We start from the raw sequence: 20567 nt of genomic DNA, 5'->3' as shown, positions 1-20567 counted from the left end.
CATCAGCGCGGGCCAACAAAAAACGCCCTTGAGCTAACTGCTCAAGGACGGCGTAAACCGTGGTACCACCTTGCTTGGGGCATGCGCCCCCACTCTGCCGCCACCGCGCATGCTGCAGCATGGGCGAGGGCGCGTCCCGATCACGGGGGACTCAACCGGCCAGCCTTTCTGCCAGAGGCGTGTGCCCCGGCACTCGGCGGCGACGTGGGCCGCGTGGGCGGCCACTATGGGAAGGGGTTCGGCGCCGGCCTGCCTGGCCAGGCTCGCACCTTCCCTGGCTCGCTGTGCGCCCGGCCGAGCGCGTACTGTTTCCCATGAACGTCGTTTGTGTATTGGCAGCGAGTGTAGCACGCACATCAGCGGCTGTCAATCCGTCCAACGGCGGGGTATCAAAACCGCGCCGGGCACGGTTTCTTTGTGCAATGCATCAGCAAACGCAGTAAGATCGTAGCGGGCCGCGTACCTGACCGCCACGATTGCGCCAGAATCGCGCACCATGCCCTTTGATGCAGTGGCATTTCATGCTATGATAGAAGGCGAGAAATCCAGTCGCCTGTCGTCATAGCTTCGTTAATCGTACTTACAATCTGCGAGCGCGTCATGAATACCCTTGTCGCTATTCAACGCTCACGCCACGAACGGCTCTTTTCCATTGGCATCGTGGCCACGTTGAGCATCGCGTACATCTGGCTGTTTCTCGTCCTCTACCCGGTGGCTAAAAACGGGGTTGCCCCCATCGGCGCACTGCCGGTGCTGTTCGCAGGCTGGATGCTCGGGCGCTACAGCGGCCTGATCAGCGGCCTGATTATGAACGTGATCGTCACCGCGCTGTTCTGGTTATTTGGCGATGCGGTGCCCCTCAACACGCTCCTCCTGCAAGCGCTCATCGCGAATATTGCCGTCCCCGCCGCTGGCTACAGCATTGGCCGCCTGCGCGAGCTGCTCGACCGCACGCGCTACCAGGCGCAGGCGCTCGACCAGGAGCGCGCGCTGCTGGAAAACGAGATTGCGGCCCACAAGCGCACCGAAGAAGCGCTGCGCGAGGCAAAAGAGCGCGCCGAATCCGCCAACCGCGCCAAAAGCATCTTTCTCTCGAACATGAGCCACGAGCTGCGCACGCCGCTGACCACTATCATCGGCTATAGCGACCTGCTGCGCATGGAAGCGGAAGCGGCCGCGAACCTTGAATGCGTGGCCGACATCGACCGCATCCGCAACGCCAGCCGACACCTGGTTGGCGTGATTAACAGCGTGCTGGATCTGTCCAAGATCGAGGCGGGCAAAATGCCAATCGAGGTGGTGGAATTCTCTCTGCCAACGCTGGTGCAGGAAGTGGCGGAAGCGGTGCAGCCGGCAATCGAGCAGCACGGCAACCAGCTCTCCATCCAGATCGATCCGTCGCTCGGCCCGATCCGCACCGACCCAATCCGCCTTCGCCAGGCGCTGTTCAACCTGCTGGGGAATGCCGCTAAGTTCACCAGCAACGGCGAGGTGAACGTACACGTGGCCAGCGAGCAGCGCGCCAGCGGCAAGTGGATCACCATGGCCGTGCGTGATACGGGTGTTGGGATCGACCCTGAATATATGCCCAGCCTGTTTACCGAGTTTACCCAGGCCAACAACGCAACGCTGAACTATGGTGGTACCGGTTTGGGTCTGGCGATTAGCCAGCGGCTGTGCCGGCTGATGGGTGGCGACATCACGGTGCAGAGCACCCCCGGCCAGGGCTCGACATTTACCATCCACCTGCCTGCCATGCATCAGGAGCAGTGGGGACGCAGTGTAGGGGCTTAAAATCACAGAGCGCGCCGCAATTGGTCCGCTCGCGGCGCGCTCGGCGGCTCGATACTTCAGGCGCCAAATTGCCAGCCGCGCTGAAATTCGAGCACGCGGGTTTTCATGTCTTCGGGCACGGCAATCGTCGCGCGGGCCGTGTAATCGTAGGCCACCAGCACGGTGCGCGCCTCGGCCACCAGCCGGCCATCCCCGCCATCGATGCGGTAGCGCATCTCGAAGCTTTTGCCGCCAAAGCGCGCCACGCCTACGCCCACGGTCAGCAGCTCGCCGAAAAATGCCGGCGCGCGGTAGCTCACCGTGGCCTCGGCCAGGATCAGCGGCAGCTGCCCGACCGCTTGCAGATCGAGCACCTGGTGCAGAAACTTGATGCGCGCCGTTTCGAGGTAGGTCAGGTAGACGGCGTTGTTGACGTGACCAAGTACATCCAGGTCGCGAAATGCCACTTCCACCGTGGCCTGAAACGGGAATGCGGGCTGCAATGTCATATCCTCACTCATCGCTTGCTTCAACAATCATCTGCTCAAGCTGAGGCGCCACTTCGGCGCGGCCCAGCGCGCGGCGAAATATGCGCGCGCGGCGCCCAAACGCCTCCAGCGAAAGATACATAGGCTGGAACTGCGCGCCCGGCTCGCCGACCAGCGGGCCAAACGGCACAAAGCCCAGATGCCGGTACAGCTTCTGCTGGCGGGTCGTGCCCGAGATCAGCGCCAGATCGTAGCCCTGCCGCAGGCAGTATTCGGCCAGCAGCTTGCCCATACCCCAGAACACCCAGCCATTGCGGTAGCCGCGCTCGACCGCCAGCAGGCGCAGCTCGCACAGGCGGCGGTCGGCGGGCAGGTAGCTTTCCAGCGCGGCGAGCTTGCCATCCAGCGAAAACGGGCGCTCGGCGCGCACGGCGATCATGCCCACCAGCCGCCCGCGATCCAGGCAGATAATATAGGTATTTTCGTGGTGAAATTTATCGATCAGCGCCTGCTCGGCGTTGGCGTGGTGCTGCGGAATTTCCTCAACAAACGTGGTGTAGTTCAGCCGGTGGATCTGCGCGAACTCGGCCGGCTCGGACGCGATTTTAAACTGCAGGTTTCCAAACACAGGCGCTCCTCTCATCGCTCACTGCGCATCGGCGCGCCAATTATAGCGAAGCGCGCCACGCGCCGCCAGCGCCCTGAGACCGAATGTGCGCTACGATGCGTCGGTGTGGGCGCGGCCGGGCAGGCGCGCGCGAATGTTGCTGCGGTTGGCGTAGATCACAATCACTGCCAGCGCCGCGCAGCCAGCCACCGATGGCAGCGGCCAGCCGAGCGCCAGCAGCAGCACGGGCAGCAGCGCAAAGGCGGCCATCAGCGCCAGGGTGATGCTGCGCAGAAGCAGGTAGAGCAGCAGCATAATGCCGACCAGCATAAACGGAACGGGCCAGTCGTAAGTCAGCAGCGCGCCAAGCGTGGTGGCAATGCCCTTGCCGCCGCGAAAGCCAAGCTGCACCGGCCAGATATGCCCGGCCACCACGGCCAGCAGCACCGCCACCATGCCCCATTCGGGCACAGCAAGCCAGCGCGCCAGCAGCACCGCCGCCAGCCCTTTCAGCGCGTCGAGCACGGCCACCGCCGCGAAGCCGCCCCGGCCAAGCACGCGCCCGGCATTGCGTCCGCCGGCATTCCCGCTGCCCAGCGTGCGAATGTCCTGCCCTTTCAGCACGCGCACGGTATAATAGGCCGTCGAGATGCAGCCCAGCGCATAGGCTGCCAGCACGGCCACCAGCACATTCCAGCCCTGCACAAGTACCCTCCCGCTCCCGCGCGGCAGCAGCGCCACGCGGCGCGGCGAGTATAAAGGAGAACTGGCGCGGCGACAAATGCGGGGAACGGAGCATTTACCACGAAAGCACGAAGACACGAAGGAGTATTCTCCTTTCCTTGCGGCTGCTACTCGTGGAGCTTTTCGGAAATCCGCTGCTGGTTATGACCAACGACGAATGACGAATGACGAATCGTAAGTTGGTCTTTCGTCGTTCGTCTTTCGTCATACCCAAGCGCTGTTCTAGTTCTGCGGGCGCCGCCAATCGACTGACGGGCGAAACAATTCGGGCCGGATGCGGTCGCGGTAGCGCATCACCACGCGCAGCACCGACTCAAGCAGCGTTTCGCTCAGGAAGTGCGGCTGCAATCCCAGGTCGCGCAGACGCGTGTTGGCAGCGTTGTAGTAGTGCTCTTCGCGCTCGACACGCGGGTTGGGCAGGTGCTCAATCGACGCATCGATGCCAAACGCCCCGGCGGCTTCGCGCACGGCTGCCGCCAGCCCGGCTACGTCGAACTGCTCGGTGAACTGGTTGAAGACGCGAAATTCGCCGCGCTCGGCCGGGTGTAAAATCGCCAGCTCGACACAGGCCAGCGTGTCGCGGATGTCGAGAAAGCCGCGCGTCTGCCCGCCCTTGCCATACACGGTCAGCGGCTGGCCTGCCACGGCCTGCACCAGAAAGCGATTCAGCGCCGTGCCGAACACCGCATCATAGTCGAAACGCGTGCGCAGCCGCTCGTCGAGCGCAATTTCGGGAGTATCGGCGCCATACACAACGCCCTGGTTCAGGTCGGTGGCGCGCAGACCCCACACGCGGCAGCAGAAATGAATGGTGTGGCTGTCGTGGACTTTGCTGAGGTGGTAGAAGCTGCCGGGCTGCTTGGGGTAGGGCAGTGTGTCGGTGCGGCCCTTGTGGGTGATCGTGATGTAGCCTTCTTCGATGTCGATGTTGGGCGTGCCATATTCGCCCATGGTGCCGAGCTTGACGAGGTGGCAGTCGGGCGCGTGCTCGGCCAGCGCGTAGAGGAGATTGAGCGTGCCAGTGATGTTGTTTTGCTGGGTGAACACAGCGTGCCGGCGGTCGATCATCGAGTAGGGCGCGCTGCGCTGCTCGCCAAAATGCACCACGGCTTCGGGCGCAAAATCGCGCACTAGCGCCTCAAGAAATGCGTAGTCGCACAGGTCGCCCACGAACATCGCAATTGCGCGCCCGCTTATGTCGCGCCAGGCCGCCACGCGCTCGTGCAGCGAACGAATCGGCGTCAGGCTTTCCGCGCCCAGCTCGTGGTCCCACGCGCGCCGCGCAAAATTATCGGCCACCGCCACCTCGTGGCCACGCTGCGAAAGGTGCAGCGCCGTGGGCCAGCCCAGGTAGCCATCGCCGCCAAGGATCAATATGCGCATAACCCTTCTCCTTCTCCGCGCCGCGAGCTGCGAGCGCACAGCCCTGTCAGCAAGAATGCAGCCGGGGCAGCATAGCAGCGCGGCATCAAGGCGCGATGAATCGGAGGTTAAGCCTGCGCGGGGAAGCCAGGGGAAATGAGCCACAGAGCGCACAGAGGGAGCAATCAGCCATTCTCAGCGATTGGTTCTGCGGTTCCGTGGTTTGGTCGGTGTCTGGGCGTATTGCAATACGCCCTTCGTCACAGCGGCAGTACAAAGCGGCGCATCAGGTCGTCGATGGCGGCGGGCAGGTCTTCGCACATGCCCACGTGTGCGGGCGAGGTTTGGATCATGGCGCTGCGCGGCGCGACCAGCCAGTGGTAGCGCTCGGCCAGTGGCAAGAGCGCGATCGGGCCGGCAGATAGGTCGCCCGCGCAGATGCGCGGCAGCAGATCGAGGTGGCGCGTGACATCGTGCGGGTCGAGCCAGGGCGCGAGCGCATGGAGGCGTGGCGCGTCGAGGGCGATTTGCGCGGCCAGAAAGCGACGCGCGCGCGCAAACACAATCACGCCAGCGTTGACGAATTCGCCCCGCTCGACGCGCGGCACCACCCGCACAATAGCATAATCAAACGAGCTGCGCGCGGGCACGGAGCGCCTCCTCCACAAAGGCACGCGGCGCTTCCAGCCGGGTGCACAGGTAGTCGACATAGGCGGTGCGGTGCTCGGCAACGCTGGCGAAGTGCGGCTCGTCTTCCAGCCAGCTTTCGGGGATCAGCCCAACGATCTGCTCGATCAGCTCGCGCGTCAGCGCCACGCTCAGCACCGCGTCGGCCTCGGGCAGCGCGTCGGCATAGCGCAGCAGCACGTGGTCTTTGATCTGCGGGAACGCGCCCCGGCTGCGCTCGCGAAAGTTCGTCCAGGTGTGGTGAATGTACAGCGACGCGCCATTGTCGATCAGCCAGAGCTTGCCGTCCACCAGCAGCATGTTCGTGTTGCGGGCGGTGCGGTCGACATTCATGGTGAAGGCGTCGAACCAGACGATTGCGGAGGCAAGCTGCAAGGCTTCGGGCGGGGCCAGCGCGGGTTCAAAGGCCAGCGCGCCGGGCAGAAAGGCCAGCGCAAGGTTCAGGCCGGTGCTGGCGCGCATCAGGTCCTGGATTTCTTCGTGCGGCTCGCTGCGGCTGAACGCGTCGTCCAGCTCGACAAACACCAGCTCGGGGATAGGCAGGCCCAGCGCGCGGCCGATCTCGCCGGCCACCAGCTCGGCGATCAGCGATTTGCGGCCCTGGCCGGCGCCACGAAATTTCAGCACATACAGTTCGCCATCGCTGGCCTCGATGATTGCGGGCAGCGAGCCGCCTTCGCGCAGCGGCGTGATGTAGCGGGTGGCATCGACGGTGCGGATGGTTTGCATGGCGTTTCCAGTTAACAAGTTGCAGGTTACAGGTTGGCAGGTTCAGGCTTGGAAAACGTGCTAACCTGCCAACTTTCTAACCTTCAACTATTTTTCGGGTTCGGGCGCGAACTGGTCGTGCAGCTCTTGCAGCCGCTCGTCGGTATGGCGGGCGTAGTACTGCTCGGTGATGCGGGTGTTGGCGTGGCCCAGCAGCACCGACACCTCGGACATCTGCGCGCCCTCGTTCAGCAGCCACATCGCCACAAAATGCCGAAAAGTGTGCGGCGTGGTTTCGCGCAGCAGGCGCGCCTCGCTTGGCCGTCCCTCGGCTTCCACGCGGTCGGCCAGTGTTTGGGCGGCATTCGTCACCACTGCCCAAGCCGCCACACGATTGAAGCGCCCGCCCGCGCCGCGTGGCCCATGCGAGATGATCAGCGGGTCGGCGGCTGGGAAGCTCGTGCGCCGCGCCAGCAGGTAGTGCTCGATGGCGCGCTGGGCGTGGGCGCGCACAAACACTGCGCGCCGCCGGTTGCCCTTGCCCATCACATAGGTGCGCGGCGCGATTGCGCCATCGTCGTCGCGCACGTGGCGCAGGTCGAGCGCCAGGATTTCCGAAATGCGCGCGCCGGTGGAAAACAGCATGTGCAAGAGCGCCGCGTTGCGCAGGCCGTTCAGGCGCTCGCGCTCGCGCACGGTGCCGGGTTCGGCGGCTGGCAGCTCGGCGTCGTAGAAACTCACCAGTCGCCGCAGGTCGGGCACGTCGGGGGCGCGGCCGGCCGGGGCGCGCGGCAGCGCGTCGCGCAGGTGCATGCGCAGCACGGTCAGGTCGCAGGGCAGCGCCTCGCGCTCAGCAAGAAACTTGCACACCGCCAGCGCGCCGTGGCTATAGGTCAGCGTTGTACCATCGGCCTTGCGCGCCAGGGAGTCGATCCAGCGCCCGAGATCGCGCGGGTCGATCTCGGCAATCGTGCGCTTGCCCTGCTTGCTGGCCCAGGCGGTGAAGGAGCGCCACGCATCGCAATAGGACGCGATCGTCATGTCGGCCAGGGGCTTGCGGCGCGCGCGTTGGGCGGCAGCCCAGGCGTCGCCGGCTTCGGCAATCGGCATGTATTTGTTCGGCTGTTGTTCTGGCATGCCGCCATTATAGCACGGGCATGCGCATGCGGCGGTGGGCCGCGCGCAAAGCTAATGAACATGGTATAATCGCCTCGCCCATATGGGAAACAATTACAAACGTGATCCTCGCTTGATACAGGTTTCGCATGACCACGAAGTCGCTTTCGGCTGCGCCAGCGCGCTTTTTTGGCGTGCTGCTGCTGGCGCTTGCGTTTGCTGCGAGCGTTGCCTGGCAGTGGCAGGGCCGCGCCCACCAGACCATCGATGTCGGCTCGCCGCTCGACGATATCGGCACGATTGATTTCCACGACCCCGAGCAGGGCGACGTGAGCTACCGCTGGTCGCGCCCGCAATCGCGCCTGCGCCTGTATGCGCCGCCGCCCGGCACGCCCACGCGCATCACGCTGCGTATGTTTGCGCCGCCCCAGCCCGATGGCCCGCAGCACGTAGTGATCAGCGCCAATGGCCAGCCGCTTGGTGAGCTTGGGTTAGAAGCGCGCCCGCGACAGTTCCAGATCGTGCTGGATGCCCCGGCCAGTGCCCCGTTAGAAATCGGCCTGCGCAGCCAATCGCTCAAAATCGCTGGCGACTCGCGGGCGCTTGGCGTGGCAGTCGATTCGATTGCGCTCGAGGTGCTGCGTGCGCCCATGTTCACCGACCTGCTGCGCGAGCTGTGGGCTGCGCCCTTCCTGCCGCTTGGCGTGCTGCTGCTGGCTGGCTGCGCGCTGTTGCTGCGGCTGCCAGCCGCATGGGTGGGCGGGCTGCCCGCGCTCGGCATGCTGGCGCTGCTCGCCGCCGATGGCCCCTTCCACGACTCGCGGCTGCTGTTGGCCTGGTATCTCGCGCTTGGCGCGGGCGTGGCCTGTGCGGCGCTGGCTGCGGCGGCGCTCGTGCGGCGCTGGCCGCGCATCCTGCCACGCGACGACCGGCGCGCGCTCGGGTGGATCACAGCGGCATTTGCCGTTACCCTGCTGCTGACCTTCACGCCCACCGTGCGCAGCGATGGCATTGAGTACTACGCCTACCTGCGCTCGGCAACCATCGACGGCGACCTGAACTTCGAGAACGACTACCACCAGACGCCATTCCCATCGATCTCGGATAAATTCCGCCTGCTGCCCACCGGCTACTACGAAAATCTCGCCTCGGTTGGCCCGGCGATTGTCTGGGCGCCGCTCTACGGGGTTGGGCACCTTGTGGTGAGCGCTGGGCGGGCGCTTGGCATGCCCTGGCAAGAAGACGGTTACGCCGCGCCGTATGTCGTGCTGGCAACGTTCACCAGCGCGCTGGCCGGGCTGGCGATCATGCTGGCGGGCTACCGCATTGCGCGGCGCTGGGCTGGCCCGCCCGAGGCCGCGCTGGCGGTGATCGCGACGCTGCTTGGCTCGAACCTGCTGTACTACACCATGCGCGAAGGCAGCTTTGCACACGCACTTTCTGGCCTGGCGGCAACGCTGTATGTGCTGGCGTGGCTGCGCCTGGAAGAGCGCCCCACGGTTGGCCGTTGGGCAGTGCTTGGCGCTGCAGCCGGCGCAACCGCGCTGATGTACTGGATCGCGGCGCTGGCGCTGGTGCTGCCCATCTTTACCTTTGCGCGGCTGCTCGTTGCTGCGTTGCGCGCGCCCGCCCGCGAGCGTGCCACGCAACTCCGCCAGCTTGTGCTTGGCGGCGCGGCGGCGGCGGCGCTGCTGCTGGCGGTCTTCAGCCCACAGATGATCGCCTGGAAAATCATCTACGGCCACTTCATCGCCATCCCGCACGGCAACGACTATATTCAGCCGCGCGGATTTCAGGGCTGGAAACTGCTCTTTTCGCACCTGTACGGCCTGCTGCCGTGGACTCCGGCGTTCTTCCTGGGCCTGGTTGGCCTGCCGCTCCTGTGGCGGCGCAACCGCTGGCTCCTGCTGTGCCTGGCGGCCGGGTTTGTCCTGTACTTCGGCTACAATGCCTCGCTGGCGCGCTGGTTTGGCGGCGGCTCGTTCGGGCTGCGCCGCTTCACCGTGCTGACGCCCTGGTTTATGATCGGGCTGGCGCTGCTGTTTGGCGCGCTGGCACGCTGGCGCGCAATTGCGCCCGCCGCGCCGGCCGCGCTCGCCGCCGTGTGGGCAACCATGCTGCTGGTGCGCTACGATCTGTTCCTCATCCCGCATGTGCCCGAGCAGATCGCCGCGCTGCCCGCGCCCTACTTCTTCCTCAGCCGCGACACTTTGCCGTTCTGGGCACTGCGCGGCTGGCTGAACAACACCTACATCACCCAAAATCTGCGCAGCGACTCGCCCGCCGAGCTGGCGGTCTTTGCCGTGCTGATCGGCATCATGGCGCTTGCTACCTATGGCCTGGTTGCGCTGTACCAGCGGCTGTGCGCGCAACCCACGGCCACCCCGCCGCAGGCCGAGCCGCGCCCCGCCAGCGCGCTTGCCCACCCGCACTCGTAAGACAGCAAAACGGCAGGTCGCCTTGCAGCGCCTGCCGTTTGCGGTGCCGATGTGCTGTGCTACTTGCTGTTCTTGCCGGGGTTGGCCCAGAACGCGGCAAACTCTTCCTGTGCCGAGATCGCGCGCTGCATCGCGTCCTGCCACGAGGTAAAAGCCTGCTGCGCACCTTCTTCGACCTGCTGGCGCAGGCGCTCGGGCGTCATCTTCTGCACCGACTCGAGCATGTTTTCCCAGAAGGTCGCCTGCGACTCATTCCAGGTTTGCATGGTCGCCAGCATCTGGTCGGTCCACGCTTCCATTTCTTTGGGCATGGTTTTCTGCGCCTTGATGCTGTCGACCCACATTTTGGTCCATTCCATCTGGGTGTTGAGCGAGCGGTCGACGGCTTCCTTCCAGAAGCTCACGGCCTTGTTCCAGTTGTCGTCGGCCTGGGTTGCGCCGGCCAGCGGCATCGAGCGGCGCCAGGTGTCCCACAGATCCTGCTGTGCCTTCGTCCACGTCTTCATCACTTCATCGGCCTGCTTGTTCCAATCAGTCATATCAACCTCCCTGCGTGGTATGTCAGCGCGTCCACATATGCGCCGTTCGTACAAGAAACGGTGAGCGTGCGCCAAGGCGGGAGTGGTAGTGAAAGGCGGCGCGTTAGCCTGGCCCGCGTGCTCACGGCTTTGAGTATAGCCGGGCCGAGTTCCAAACCAGAGACAATTTCGCCGCTACGCATCAGAAGAAGGCGAGCACGATGCCATCGCGCAGCAGGAACACCCCAAGTACAGCAAGCAGCACGCCACTGGCGATCAGCACGCGCCGGTAGCCACGCCCGCGCAGCCAGCCACGGCTTTGGTTCACCAGCAGGGCCACCAGCAGCTTCGAGCCGACCAGCAGCGCGTAGAAGCCCGCCAGAAACAGCACAACATGCGCAGTGCCGCCAGCCATTGCGCCAGCCAGCAGCGGTGCGCCAACCGTGCCCCAGAACAGGTAGGGATGCGGGTTGAAGAGGTTCGTGAGCACTGCGCGCCCCAGCAGGCGGCCGGGTTGCTCGGTGGCGGAAGGCGCTTCGGTATCGGCAATGTCGGCTGGCACCGCGCGAATACTTTCGTAGGCCAGGTAAAGCACAAACAGGCCGCCAAGGATGCCCAGCCAGCCAATCGCGGCGGGCGGCAGGCGGTTGATCAGCAGCGCCGCCAGAATAATGATCGGCAGGTCGCTGAACAGCGGGGCCAGCGCCACCAGATTGCCGGCGCGCCAGCCGCGTTGCAGCGTTTGCGTGATCACCAGGCCAAGCATCGGGCCAGGGCTAACCCCGGCAGCAAAGCCATAGGAAATTCCAAGCAGCAAGGAAGCCAGCATGAGAAACGTTTCGCTCTATTCAGGATGGTGCTGATTATGACGAAGGACGAATGACGAATGACGAAACGCGCCTTGGTCATCCGTCCTTCGTCATTCGTCTCAGCAAGCAGAAGCGACTTTCAGGCAAGAAAACGTTGCAAAGCGGAAAATACCACTGGCGCCTGCCGACTGCAAACTGCGCGCCTCTTATTTCGGCCCGGCACCAAGCTGGCGCAGCGCTTCCAGAAGCTGCGGATCGTCATCTTCGCTGTAGTGCGTCCAGTCAATATCCATGGCCACATCAGGCAGCACGCCAACGCCTTCGAGGTTCTGCCCGCTTGGCAGGCGAAAGCCTTCCTGCGCCAGCCACAGGCGCGAGCCGTCGGAAAGGGTGTAGGCGTAGGTTGTTTCGGTGTTGCCCGCCGAGTGCGTGCCAATCACCAGCGCCTGGTGTTGCTGCTGCAGCACCGCCGCCAGCACCTCGGCGTAGGACGCAGTTTCGTTGTCGATCAGCACGACGAGCTTGACATGGCGCAGATCCGGCCCGGAAGGCGCGCCAATTTCCAGCGGTCGCACGGCCTGCCGGCTGAAGAACACGCCAGCCTGCCCGCGCACAAAATGGCTGAGCACGCCCGACAGCACATACAGCCAGCCGCCGCCATTCGAGCGCACATCGAGGATCAGCCCGTCGAGTGGGCCTTCCGCCACCAGGTCGGTCAGCGCGCCATTCACCTGCTCGTCCATGTCGTTCACCCACATGGTTGGGATGGCGACATAGCCAATATTGCCGGGGAAGCGCTGGTAGCTCGGCACAATATGGTTCTGCACTTCCTGGCGCGTCAGCACCACGTCGCGCAGTTTCTCGCCGGGCCGCACCACCGTCAGGCGCACCGCGCTGCCGGCCTCGCCCAGCAGGTTGCCGTCGTCGGACTGATAGGGCCGGCCATCCACCGCAATAATGCGGTCGCGTGTTTCCAGGCCGGCCCGCGCCGCCGGGCTATCGGGGAACACGCTTTGAATAAAGCCGCCGTCGGGGCGCGCGCGCGTCAGCACGCCAATGCCAACCGTCACCTCGTTGTTGCTGATCGTGATATTTTCGGTCTGCGCCTCGGCCGGGGGCAGGAAGCGCGAATGATCGTCGTTCAGCCGCGCCACCAGCTCGATCATCATGTTGTAAAACGTTTCGCGGCTCTGCTCCTGTTCGAGCATGGTTGCATACTCGTCGTGCAGGCCGTTCCAGTTGAGCTGATGGAAGTCGGTGTATAAATAATGATCGTTGACGGTGCGCCACACTTCTTCGAAAATCTGCTTACGCTCATCGTAGGGCAGCAGCTCGGGCGTGGGCGAATCGGTTGGTTGAATGGTTGGGGGCGGCGTTGGCGCATGCGTGGGTGGCAGCGCGCTCGGCACCGGGCTGGGCGCGATGGTTGGCGGCAAGGTGGCGCTTGGCAGAGGTAGCTGCGCCACCTGTGTGGCCGGCACGATCGGCGCGGCGTTTGAGGTTACGCCGCAGCCGGCCAGCATTCCGAGCGCGCCAAAAAGCAGGCTAGCCCGCGCCAGGGCCAGCTGTGGCCGCGCCGGGCGGCGCCGATCGCTTCCCGCCACGTTCCTCATACCACCGCCTGCGCACTGCGCGCCCGCGCCCGATGCTTGTGCCAGGGAGCACTCATTTAGGCCGCTGGCAGCGCCAGCAAGCGCTGCACAAGATCGGCGGCATGCTCCAGATCTGCCACGGCAATATGCTCGCCAGTTGAGTGGATTTCGCGGTAGCCAACGCTCACATTCGCCATTTGCAGTTTGCGCTGGGAGAAAATATTCACGTCGCTGCCGCCGCCGCTGATCTGCGGGTTGGGCGTGAAGCCCATGGCCTGAAGCTCGTCCTTCACGCGCCGGAGAATCGGCATGTCGTCGGCCAGCCGATAGGCGTCGTACTTGTGCGTGATTTCGACCTGCACGCTGGCGCCACGCGCACGCGCCGCTTCTTCAAACGCGCCCACCATCGCCTGCACCTGCGCCACCAGCTTGTCCTGGTCGTGGCTGCGCGCCTCGCCCCACAGCTCCACGCGGTCGGGCACAATATTCGTAGCCTCGCCGCCCTTGATGATGCCGAAATTCGCGGTTGTTTCCGAGTCGATCCGGCCGAGTGGCATGGCTGCCAGCGCCGCCGCCGCAATGCCAATTGCGTTGACGCCGCGTTCGGGAGCCACGCCAGCGTGGGCGGCGCGACCCTGCACCACCACATACAGGCTGTCTTGCGAGGGCGCGCCAATGGTAATGCCGCCAAACTCGCCACCCGAGTCGAGCGTCACGCCTTCGCGGGCCTGAAGCTGGTTCGTATCGAACTGAGCCGCGCCGCGCAGGCCAACTTCTTCCTGCACCGTGAACACAACCTCGGCGGCGCGATGCGAACTGCCCGCTTCAAGCGTTGCCCGCACCCCTTCGAGGATCGCCGCCACGCCGGCCAGGTCGTCCGCGCCCAGCACAGTGTCGCCGCCCGAGCGAATGATGCCATTTTCCACCACTGGCCGCACGCCGTGGCAGGGCGCGACGCTATCCATATGTGCGTTCAGCAGCAGCGGCTCGCCCTCGCCGGGCACATGCGCCAGCAGGTTATGAATCGCGTCTTCGCTAACTGTCAGCCCCATGCCTTCGAGCAGGCCGCGCACGTGTGCCGCCATCGGGCCTTCGCCGCCCGAGGGGTTATCGATCTGCACCAGATCAAGAAATGTCGAAAGCAGCCGTTCGCTATTTGCCATATTGTTCCCTCATCCCGGCGCGCGCATTCACTGCTGCAGCGCCCTAGTGAGAAAGTACAACACCAGTGTTACAAACTATTGGCCTTCGAGATCAAACGCGGCTTTGAGCACCTGCCCAGCCAGCAGCGCGCCCACGCCCGCGCCGTCGCGGCCATTTTCCACCATTACCGCCACGGCATAGCGCGGCTTGTCGACCGGCGCAATCGCAATAAACCAGGCGTGGGGCACCGTGCCGGCGCCATGCTCGGCCGTTCCCGATTTCCCGCCCACCAGCGCCACCGTTGGGCTCACTTGCTGGGCGGCAGAGCCAAAACCATACTCGACGCCAGCGCGCATATCTTTGCGCATCTGCGCCGCGATTGAGCTGGAGATTGCGCGACGGATAGCGCGCGGGCCACGCGAAACAACCACGCTGCCATCGGGGCGCGTGATTTTTTCCACCAGATAGGGCTGCATCATCCAGCCGTCGTTCGCCACGGCCGCCGCGACCATGGCCATTTGCAGCGGGGTAATTTGCAGCTGCCCCTGGCCGAAGCCGGTGTCGGCCAGCGCCGCCGCTCGGTTGAGAAAGCCCGCATCCTTGTAGAGCAAGCTCGGCACCGTCGGCAGGTCGGTGAAGCCGCCATAGGTTTCGGGTGCATTGCGCGGCGCGAAAATATCGAACTCGGCGGCAGTTTCTGCCAGGCGGTCGGGGCCAAGGCGCAGCGCGTACTGCGCAAAGGCAACATTGCACGAGTAGGCGTAGACGCGCTCAAGGTTCGAGGGGTCGCCAGTGCGGTTGAACAAGTCTGGTACGGCATTCACCACTGGGGGCGCGCCCGCCTCGGTATCGAGCGTGTTGAAGCAGCGAATATCGTCGGGCTTGGCCTCGGCGGGGTTTTCGAGTGCGCTCACCGCCGTCACGGTCTTGAAAGTCGAGCCGGGCGCGTAGCGGCTTTGCGTTGGGCGGTTCAGCAGCGGCTGGCCGGCACCATCGCTATTGATCTGGCCCCAGTAGCCCTGAATGCGCTCGTTCTCTGAGGCGCGGTCGGCGGCGGGGTTGAAGGCCAGCTGGCTTGGGTCGAAGCCGGGGTTGCTGACCATGGCGCGCACCGCGCCGGTTGTTGGATCGAGCACAACCACCGAGCCAAGCCCCTGCGCATCGAGCAAATTTTTCGCCGCAGCCTGCAAGCGCGCGTCAATCGTGAGCTGCAGGTCGTCGCCAACCTGCGGGCGATTCATGATCGAGTCGCGCAGGCGGTTGTACGAATCGCGCTCGCCGCTGAGGTAGCTGTCGTAGGTTGCTTCCAGCCCCGACGGCCCAAAGCGGTCGCTAAAAAAACCCACGACATTGCTGAATGCCGAGGGATCGAACTGCTGCATAAGCGGGTAGCGGCGCACGGCGTACTTGCCATTGACGATCTCGGTATCGACGAGCAGCACGCCGTTTTTGTCGCGCATTTTGCCGCGCTGCACGCGCAGCGACTGAATGACCTGCCGCACGTTGCTGGTGGTCTGCCCGGTCGCGTCGTCAACATGCACGGTGTTCGCAATATCGTCGGCGCGCACAAACTGCTGACGCAGGAGCTGGATGGAGAGCAGCACAAAGCCCAGCGCGATCAGCAGGCCCAAATTCTGGATACTGCGCGAGACACCGCGCGGCTGAGGCGGGATCGACAAGCGCGCCGCAACCAGCAGAAGCGGCGCGGCAAGCCACAGCGCCAGCAGCCAGCGGCTATCCTGTTCGACGGGCTGAAACATGCCGTAGGCGATCAGCGCAACAGCAAGGGCAAAAGTCAGAACACGCGCAGCTTGACGCATAATGCTTTGAATACCTTATCTCACCACTGGCAGGCAGAATGGATTATACTCGAAATGACGCAGATATGGAACATGTGCGCGAGCGCAGTGGGGCGCCTTCGAGAAGGCTGCGCCGCAGAAAACTGCCGGGTTGCTTATTCAAGGGGCATTGTGGCGCGCACCGTAACTCCGCCACCTTCGGTCTCGAACACATCAAGCCGCCCGCCGAATTCGCTGAGCCGGTATTGCATGGCGCGCAGCGCATGCAGGCCCGGGCGCTCGTGCGTGCCATCGAGCAGGCCAACGCCATTGTCTTGGATCATCAGTGCAACCGAGGTGGCGTCGAAGCGCAGCGTTAGCATGGCAGCCTCGGCGTGGGCGTGCTGCTGAATATTCAGCAGGGCCTCGCGCGCAAGGCGCACCAGCAGATCGCGATGCAGCGGGTTGAGCAGGCGCGTGCGGCCCAGCAGTGTGACCTGGGCGGGCATGCCGGTGTGCTGGCCAAAGCGCAGCGCCAGCTGATCGAGCGCGGCTGCAAGATCGAGTTCGGGGGAAGGGAAAGGTTGAAAGATCGCGCGCCGCAGATCTTCCACACTTTGCTCGGTGGCGCGCGTCTTGATCAGCTGCAAAGCCAGCGGGGCATCGTCGAGCAGGCGCTCGCGGCTGCGTGGCGGCACGCGCCCGCCGCTGACAAAGCGTGGCGGCTCGGCGTTCAGCGTGCGCTCAAGCCGCGGGGCCGGCACCTGAGAAGCGTGGGAGTGCTGGCGCTGGATGAGCTGGCGCGCGGTTTCAACCAGCCAGGGCAACATAAATGCAAACCCTATCGGCGCAACCAGCAGAAGCACCAGGCGCAGCCAGCCGTACTCGGCCAGCGCCGCAGCCGGAGGAAGATCGACGGCCCACAGAATAATCGCGGCCAGTGCCACAAAGCTCAGGCTCGACATCACCCAGCCGCGTATTCCGTCGAGCAGGCCCGGCAGCACCAGGCTGCTGTAGGCATACAGCACAAATGGGCTCGCCCAACCGCCGCTCGCGGCCACAATTCCCAGCGTGTAGAGAATATCGCTGCCCAGCACAAGCGGGTTGCGCTGCGCCTTGCTGGTAAACTGCCGCGCCGCAGCTGTGTAGCCCAGGTTCACAACTGCGGTTACGGCCAGCACCGTGGCATACGAGAACAGGCGGCCCTGGTAGAGCAGCACCAGCGCAGTAAGCACCCAGGACAGCCAGCGATAGCTGACAAATATCACGTGGTCGGCTAACCACGGTTTCGAACGATTCCCGCGCACGCCTCACCTCTGCGGGATAACAGCGCCCATGCAACACCCGTCCCAGATTGCGCGCAACCGGGGGCGGTGGCATGAAACGCGCGGCCAGAATGCGGCCGTGTGCTGCTGGAGTAAAACGACTATAGTGTAGCAGAAAGCCCGGCCATCGGCAAGGAATTTTGGCGGCTTTTAGGCCACGCATGGCAGCGCCGTAGTACGGGGAAACATAAGGCGGGGCTTGAGCCTTTGCCCACGCCCCGCAAAGTTGATTGTGCGTTTCGGCTGCCTTAATAGTTGTTCAGCCGGTCGTCCATGCGCTGCTTGCGCTCGGCGGCTTCAGCGGCAGCGGCATCGGTGGCGGCGCGCTCTTTGGCGGCATGCGCTTCGCGGCCTTCGGGCGTAATCGCCAGCCGTGAGCCAACGTCGTTCAGCCCCTCCGCAGCGCGGTCACGCGCCGAAGCAAGCTGGCGGCGGCCAGCGGCAGCGCCACTGCGCATACCATTCCAGGCTATCACAATCAGGTCCATGATAATAACACCCAGCACGTTAAAAATCGCCTGGAAGGGCGACCACGCCAGCTCGATCGACACCGGGTGCAGCGCCGACGAGAAGATCGGTGAGGTCACCAGCTCCAGCACCAGCGCGATCAGGTAGGCGGCGATCAGCGCGCGGCGCAGGCGCTTCCAGCCCAGCACCGTGATAACCTGCGGCACTGCCGGCACGAAATAGCGAATGATCACATTCACCAGCGCCAGGCCAAAGCCGATCAGGATATGCGTAATCGCCTGGTTCAAAAGGTCGTAGGTTGATTCCATGATGTTTCAGGCGTTGTGCGCCTGCCTCCTTGTGCGCGGGTGTGGGGCGCCGCGCCGCCTGCCTGCCGCCCGGCCCAATTAGCCAGCGTCGGGCTGTGCAACAAATCCCTGGATCATGTACGGAAATGTTGCCGCCAGGTAGCGCCGCTTGGCCTCGCTGTAGCGCTCCCATTCCGCGCCAATAATGCGGCGGTGATGAAAGGCCATAGTGGCGTGGGCAAAGCGCACAAAGCGCGCAATCAGGTGCCCAATCACTTCGGCGTCGCGGGCAGGGGTTGCCAGCGCCCAGCGCGCATCCACCGAAAGCCGCGCCGGGTCGAACCCGCCCGCTGGCAGGTGTTTCTGCAAGGCATCCAGCTCCCAGTAGAGCGAAGGCAGCGCGCCGCGCACGCCCGGGTTTGCGGCCAGCTGCCGCCGCCGCGCAGTGCCATCGCGCGCGGGCGCAGATTCGCCTACTGCCAGCAGGGCTTCGGTTTCCAGCTCGGCCAGGCGCTTGGGCAGCAGCGTTGCCACGGTGGTGTAGTGCACAAAGCCGCGCTGCACCAGCATATCGATCACATGCGGGTCGTCGATTTCCAGCGCTAGGACGTTCGCGCCCGGCGCAAAGCGGCCCACCCGCGTCGCAATCAGGATGGTTTCGCCCGGCGCGCCGGCTGGCGGGCGCAGCACATAGGTGGTGCCCGCAACCTCGGCCCACAGCGAGCCAACCGTCATGTGCAGCGTCGGCGGCAGCACGCGCTGGCGCGGGTCGCCCACCTCGGCGGCCAGCACCATCATCTGGTCGATGTAGCGCTCGTCGAGCAGGCGCGCTTTTTCGCTCAGGCCCGCGCCAAGTTGCAGCAATTGTGCCGACTGCCTGAGCGTGCCGCGCGGCGTGTCGATCTCGGGCGTGATGGCGTGGATGCCCAGCACGTCGGCGGCAGTGCGGCAAAACGCCACACCGCTGTCGAGTTCCACCACCACCGGCTCGTATTCCACCAGGCTCAGCAGCGTCGCCCGCGCGTCGAGATACACGCTCTCAATCGCGTCGGCCTCGTAGGAGAAGCGGCGGCGCACCAGCGGGGCCGACACCTGATCGGGCGAAAGAATGATCGCGTAGCGCAGCGCATCGCCGCCCAGGTAATTTTCGCCCAGGTGCGCGGCCAGCTGCGGGCTCCAGCCCATGCGGTCAACCGCAAACTCGCGCAGGGTGCAATCGAGCTGCATGCATTGTTTCAGGGCCTGAGCGTAACGCTCGGCCAGGTGGTTTTTTACGGGGAAAAGCGGGCCATCCCAGGGTAATCGGCTCATAGCACATACCGTTTCAATCTATCGTCGTGCCAGCGGAATGTACACTAACCGAACCGGCGGAACCACTTCGTAGGCGCCAATATCGCACAGCGGCGTTCCGTTTGTGTCGCCGTCGCGCGGGCGGCTGACGCCGCGCTGATCGGTCCCCGGGCAGCCGGCGTTCGCGCCACCATCGATGGCCGGGCTGCCGGCCAGCAGCGCGCGCGTGGGCGAAAAGCCGCCGTTCTGCTGCAGCGGGCCGAGCAACGGGTTGGCGTTCAGCCTGTCGCCCGCGCCGGTCAGCCCGCAGAAGCTGCCATTCTCCAGGTTATGACCCTGCGAAACGAACGCATCATCCTTTTCGCAGTTATTCGCTGGCGTGCTGCTGGCGAGAATTGTGTTCAGCAGGCGCACCGTGCTGCTCGACGCGGCGATTGCGGCACCCTTGCTCGACGTATTGTCGCTGATCGTGACGTTCGTCAGCCGCACGTCGGACAAGCCGCTCGCAATGCCGCCACCAAAGCTGCTGCCGACGTTGCCGCTGATGGTCGTATTCGTGACAGTTAACACCACGGTCGGGCTACTTTCAAAAAAGGTGTCGATGCCGCCACCCCGAATCGCCGTGTTGCTGATGATCGCAGTGCGCTCAAGCGTTGCCAGCCCGGTATTCGTAATGCCGCCGCCGCCATTCGTCGACGTGTTATTGCGCACGATTGAGTCGGTCATGGTCAGCGCGCCAGTGCTGTAAATGCCCGCGCCACCATTATTGGAGGAAGTGTCGGAAATCACATTCGAGCTGATGATTGCATACGACATCGTCATCGTGCCGCGGTTGAACACGCCGCCGCCATTATATTGGGCTTTGTTGCCACGAATTGTCACATGCGCCATGCTTATCTTGCCGCTCGGCAGGTTCCACACACCGCCGCCGCTCGGCAAATTACCCTGGTTGTTGCTGATCGTCACGTTTGCCGCATCGATCGTCCCGAAGTTCACAATCCCACGCAAACTGTTCTCAATACGCATATCGCGCAGCATGACGATTGCTCCGCTTTCAACGAAAATGCCGGTGCTGTGCTGGATGCTGATGCCTGAGACAGCCTCTGTCTTCGCCAGGTACATACTGCCGTCAAGAATAGTTGTCGTCTGGCCCGCGCCAACAAACGTTAAACTTTTGCCGGTGGTGTCAACACTGCCCGTGTAGGTGCCTGCTGCAATCCGGATGGTATCGCCCGAGGCAGCTTTAATAACTGCGCCATTGATTGTTTGGCACGGCGCAGCTGCCGTTTGGCAGGTGTTCGTGTCGAGCCCGCCCGGTGCTACATACCAGGTGCCAGCCGCCCGTACAAGCCCTCCTGTTGCACAAAGCAGGCTCGCCAGCACAAGCAGAAACGCAAACTGCTTCACCGTTGAAACTCCTTCTCGAACCTCAGC

General features: G+C 64.2%; 18 protein-coding genes. 2 read left to right on the top strand and 16 right to left on the bottom strand.

The window, feature by feature from the left end; all coding sequences use genetic code 11:
- The first annotated feature begins 600 nt into the window (after nt 1–600).
- Nucleotides 601–1794 (top strand): sensor histidine kinase, encoded by a 1194-nt coding sequence (locus M1P90_RS00870; RefSeq protein WP_483700741.1) that lies wholly within the window; start codon nt 601–603, stop codon nt 1792–1794.
- A gap of 56 nt (nt 1795–1850) precedes the next feature.
- Here M1P90_RS00870 and M1P90_RS00865 read toward each other — a convergent pair whose 3' ends face one another.
- From M1P90_RS00865 to M1P90_RS00835, 7 genes are all read right to left on the bottom strand, one after another.
- Complete coding sequence (locus M1P90_RS00865) at nt 1851–2282, bottom strand: acyl-CoA thioesterase (protein ID WP_483700739.1); 432 nt, start codon at nt 2280–2282, stop codon at nt 1851–1853.
- Nucleotides 2283–2286: 4 nt separating this feature from the next.
- Complete coding sequence (locus M1P90_RS00860) at nt 2287–2889, bottom strand: GNAT family N-acetyltransferase (RefSeq protein ID WP_483700738.1); 603 nt, start codon at nt 2887–2889, stop codon at nt 2287–2289.
- Between the two features lie 90 nt (nt 2890–2979).
- Complete coding sequence (locus M1P90_RS00855) at nt 2980–3573, bottom strand: glycerol-3-phosphate acyltransferase (protein WP_483700737.1); 594 nt, start codon at nt 3571–3573, stop codon at nt 2980–2982.
- Nucleotides 3574–3834: 261 nt separating this feature from the next.
- The gene (locus M1P90_RS00850; RefSeq protein ID WP_483700736.1) at nt 3835–4995 is read right to left on the bottom strand and encodes an NAD-dependent epimerase/dehydratase family protein; all 1161 of its coding nucleotides are present in this window, start codon (nt 4993–4995) and stop codon (nt 3835–3837) included.
- Between the two features lie 239 nt (nt 4996–5234).
- On the bottom strand, nt 5235–5624 hold the full coding sequence (locus M1P90_RS00845) for a DUF3037 domain-containing protein (protein ID WP_483700735.1): 390 nt from the start codon (nt 5622–5624) through the stop codon (nt 5235–5237).
- Complete coding sequence (locus M1P90_RS00840; protein ID WP_483700734.1) at nt 5602–6390, bottom strand: HipA family kinase; 789 nt, start codon at nt 6388–6390, stop codon at nt 5602–5604. Before M1P90_RS00840 ends, M1P90_RS00845 begins: the two co-directional genes overlap by 23 nt.
- An 87-nt stretch (nt 6391–6477) precedes the next feature.
- Nucleotides 6478–7506, bottom strand: a complete 1029-nt coding sequence (locus M1P90_RS00835; RefSeq protein WP_483700733.1) for a tyrosine-type recombinase/integrase — start codon at nt 7504–7506, stop codon at nt 6478–6480.
- A gap of 128 nt (nt 7507–7634) precedes the next feature.
- Between M1P90_RS00835 and M1P90_RS00830 the strand changes: the two genes are divergently transcribed.
- Nucleotides 7635–9923 carry a hypothetical protein gene (locus M1P90_RS00830; RefSeq protein ID WP_483700732.1) on the top strand — a complete coding sequence of 763 codons (2289 nt, stop codon included), beginning with the start codon at nt 7635–7637 and terminating at the stop codon, nt 9921–9923.
- Between the two features lie 59 nt (nt 9924–9982).
- Here the strand turns inward: M1P90_RS00830 and M1P90_RS00825 are convergent, their stop codons facing one another.
- The 9 genes from M1P90_RS00825 to M1P90_RS00785 form a co-directional block, all read right to left on the bottom strand.
- Nucleotides 9983–10462 carry a hypothetical protein gene (locus M1P90_RS00825; RefSeq protein ID WP_483700731.1) on the bottom strand — a complete coding sequence of 160 codons (480 nt, stop codon included), beginning with the start codon at nt 10460–10462 and terminating at the stop codon, nt 9983–9985.
- A gap of 181 nt (nt 10463–10643) precedes the next feature.
- Nucleotides 10644–11270 (bottom strand): LysE family translocator, encoded by a 627-nt coding sequence (locus tag M1P90_RS00820; RefSeq protein ID WP_483700730.1) that lies wholly within the window; start codon nt 11268–11270, stop codon nt 10644–10646.
- 186 nt (nt 11271–11456) lie between these two features.
- Nucleotides 11457–12863 carry a S41 family peptidase gene (locus M1P90_RS00815; protein ID WP_483700729.1) on the bottom strand — a complete coding sequence of 469 codons (1407 nt, stop codon included), beginning with the start codon at nt 12861–12863 and terminating at the stop codon, nt 11457–11459.
- A 56-nt stretch (nt 12864–12919) separates the two neighbouring features.
- Complete coding sequence (locus M1P90_RS00810; RefSeq protein WP_483700727.1) at nt 12920–14005, bottom strand: M20/M25/M40 family metallo-hydrolase; 1086 nt, start codon at nt 14003–14005, stop codon at nt 12920–12922.
- A 75-nt stretch (nt 14006–14080) separates the two neighbouring features.
- Nucleotides 14081–15805 (bottom strand): peptidoglycan D,D-transpeptidase FtsI family protein, encoded by a 1725-nt coding sequence (locus tag M1P90_RS00805; protein WP_483700726.1) that lies wholly within the window; start codon nt 15803–15805, stop codon nt 14081–14083.
- A 134-nt stretch (nt 15806–15939) separates the two neighbouring features.
- Entirely contained in the window at nt 15940–17031 is a 1092-nt protein-coding gene (locus M1P90_RS00800) for a sensor histidine kinase (RefSeq protein ID WP_483700724.1), read from the bottom strand.
- Nucleotides 17032–17336: 305 nt separating this feature from the next.
- On the bottom strand, nt 17337–17864 hold the full coding sequence (locus tag M1P90_RS00795) for a hypothetical protein (RefSeq protein ID WP_483700723.1): 528 nt from the start codon (nt 17862–17864) through the stop codon (nt 17337–17339).
- A 78-nt stretch (nt 17865–17942) separates the two neighbouring features.
- On the bottom strand, nt 17943–19154 hold the full coding sequence (locus M1P90_RS00790) for a DUF6638 family protein (protein WP_483700722.1): 1212 nt from the start codon (nt 19152–19154) through the stop codon (nt 17943–17945).
- Nucleotides 19155–19172: 18 nt separating this feature from the next.
- Nucleotides 19173–20540 (bottom strand): choice-of-anchor Q domain-containing protein, encoded by a 1368-nt coding sequence (locus M1P90_RS00785; RefSeq protein WP_483700721.1) that lies wholly within the window; start codon nt 20538–20540, stop codon nt 19173–19175.
- Nucleotides 20541–20567 lie beyond the last annotated feature (27 nt).

This window comes from Kouleothrix sp. 19917, assembly GCF_057073505.1.
The sequence above is the reverse complement of the archived record's forward strand: the minus strand, read 5'-3'. Positions and strand labels throughout refer to the sequence as shown.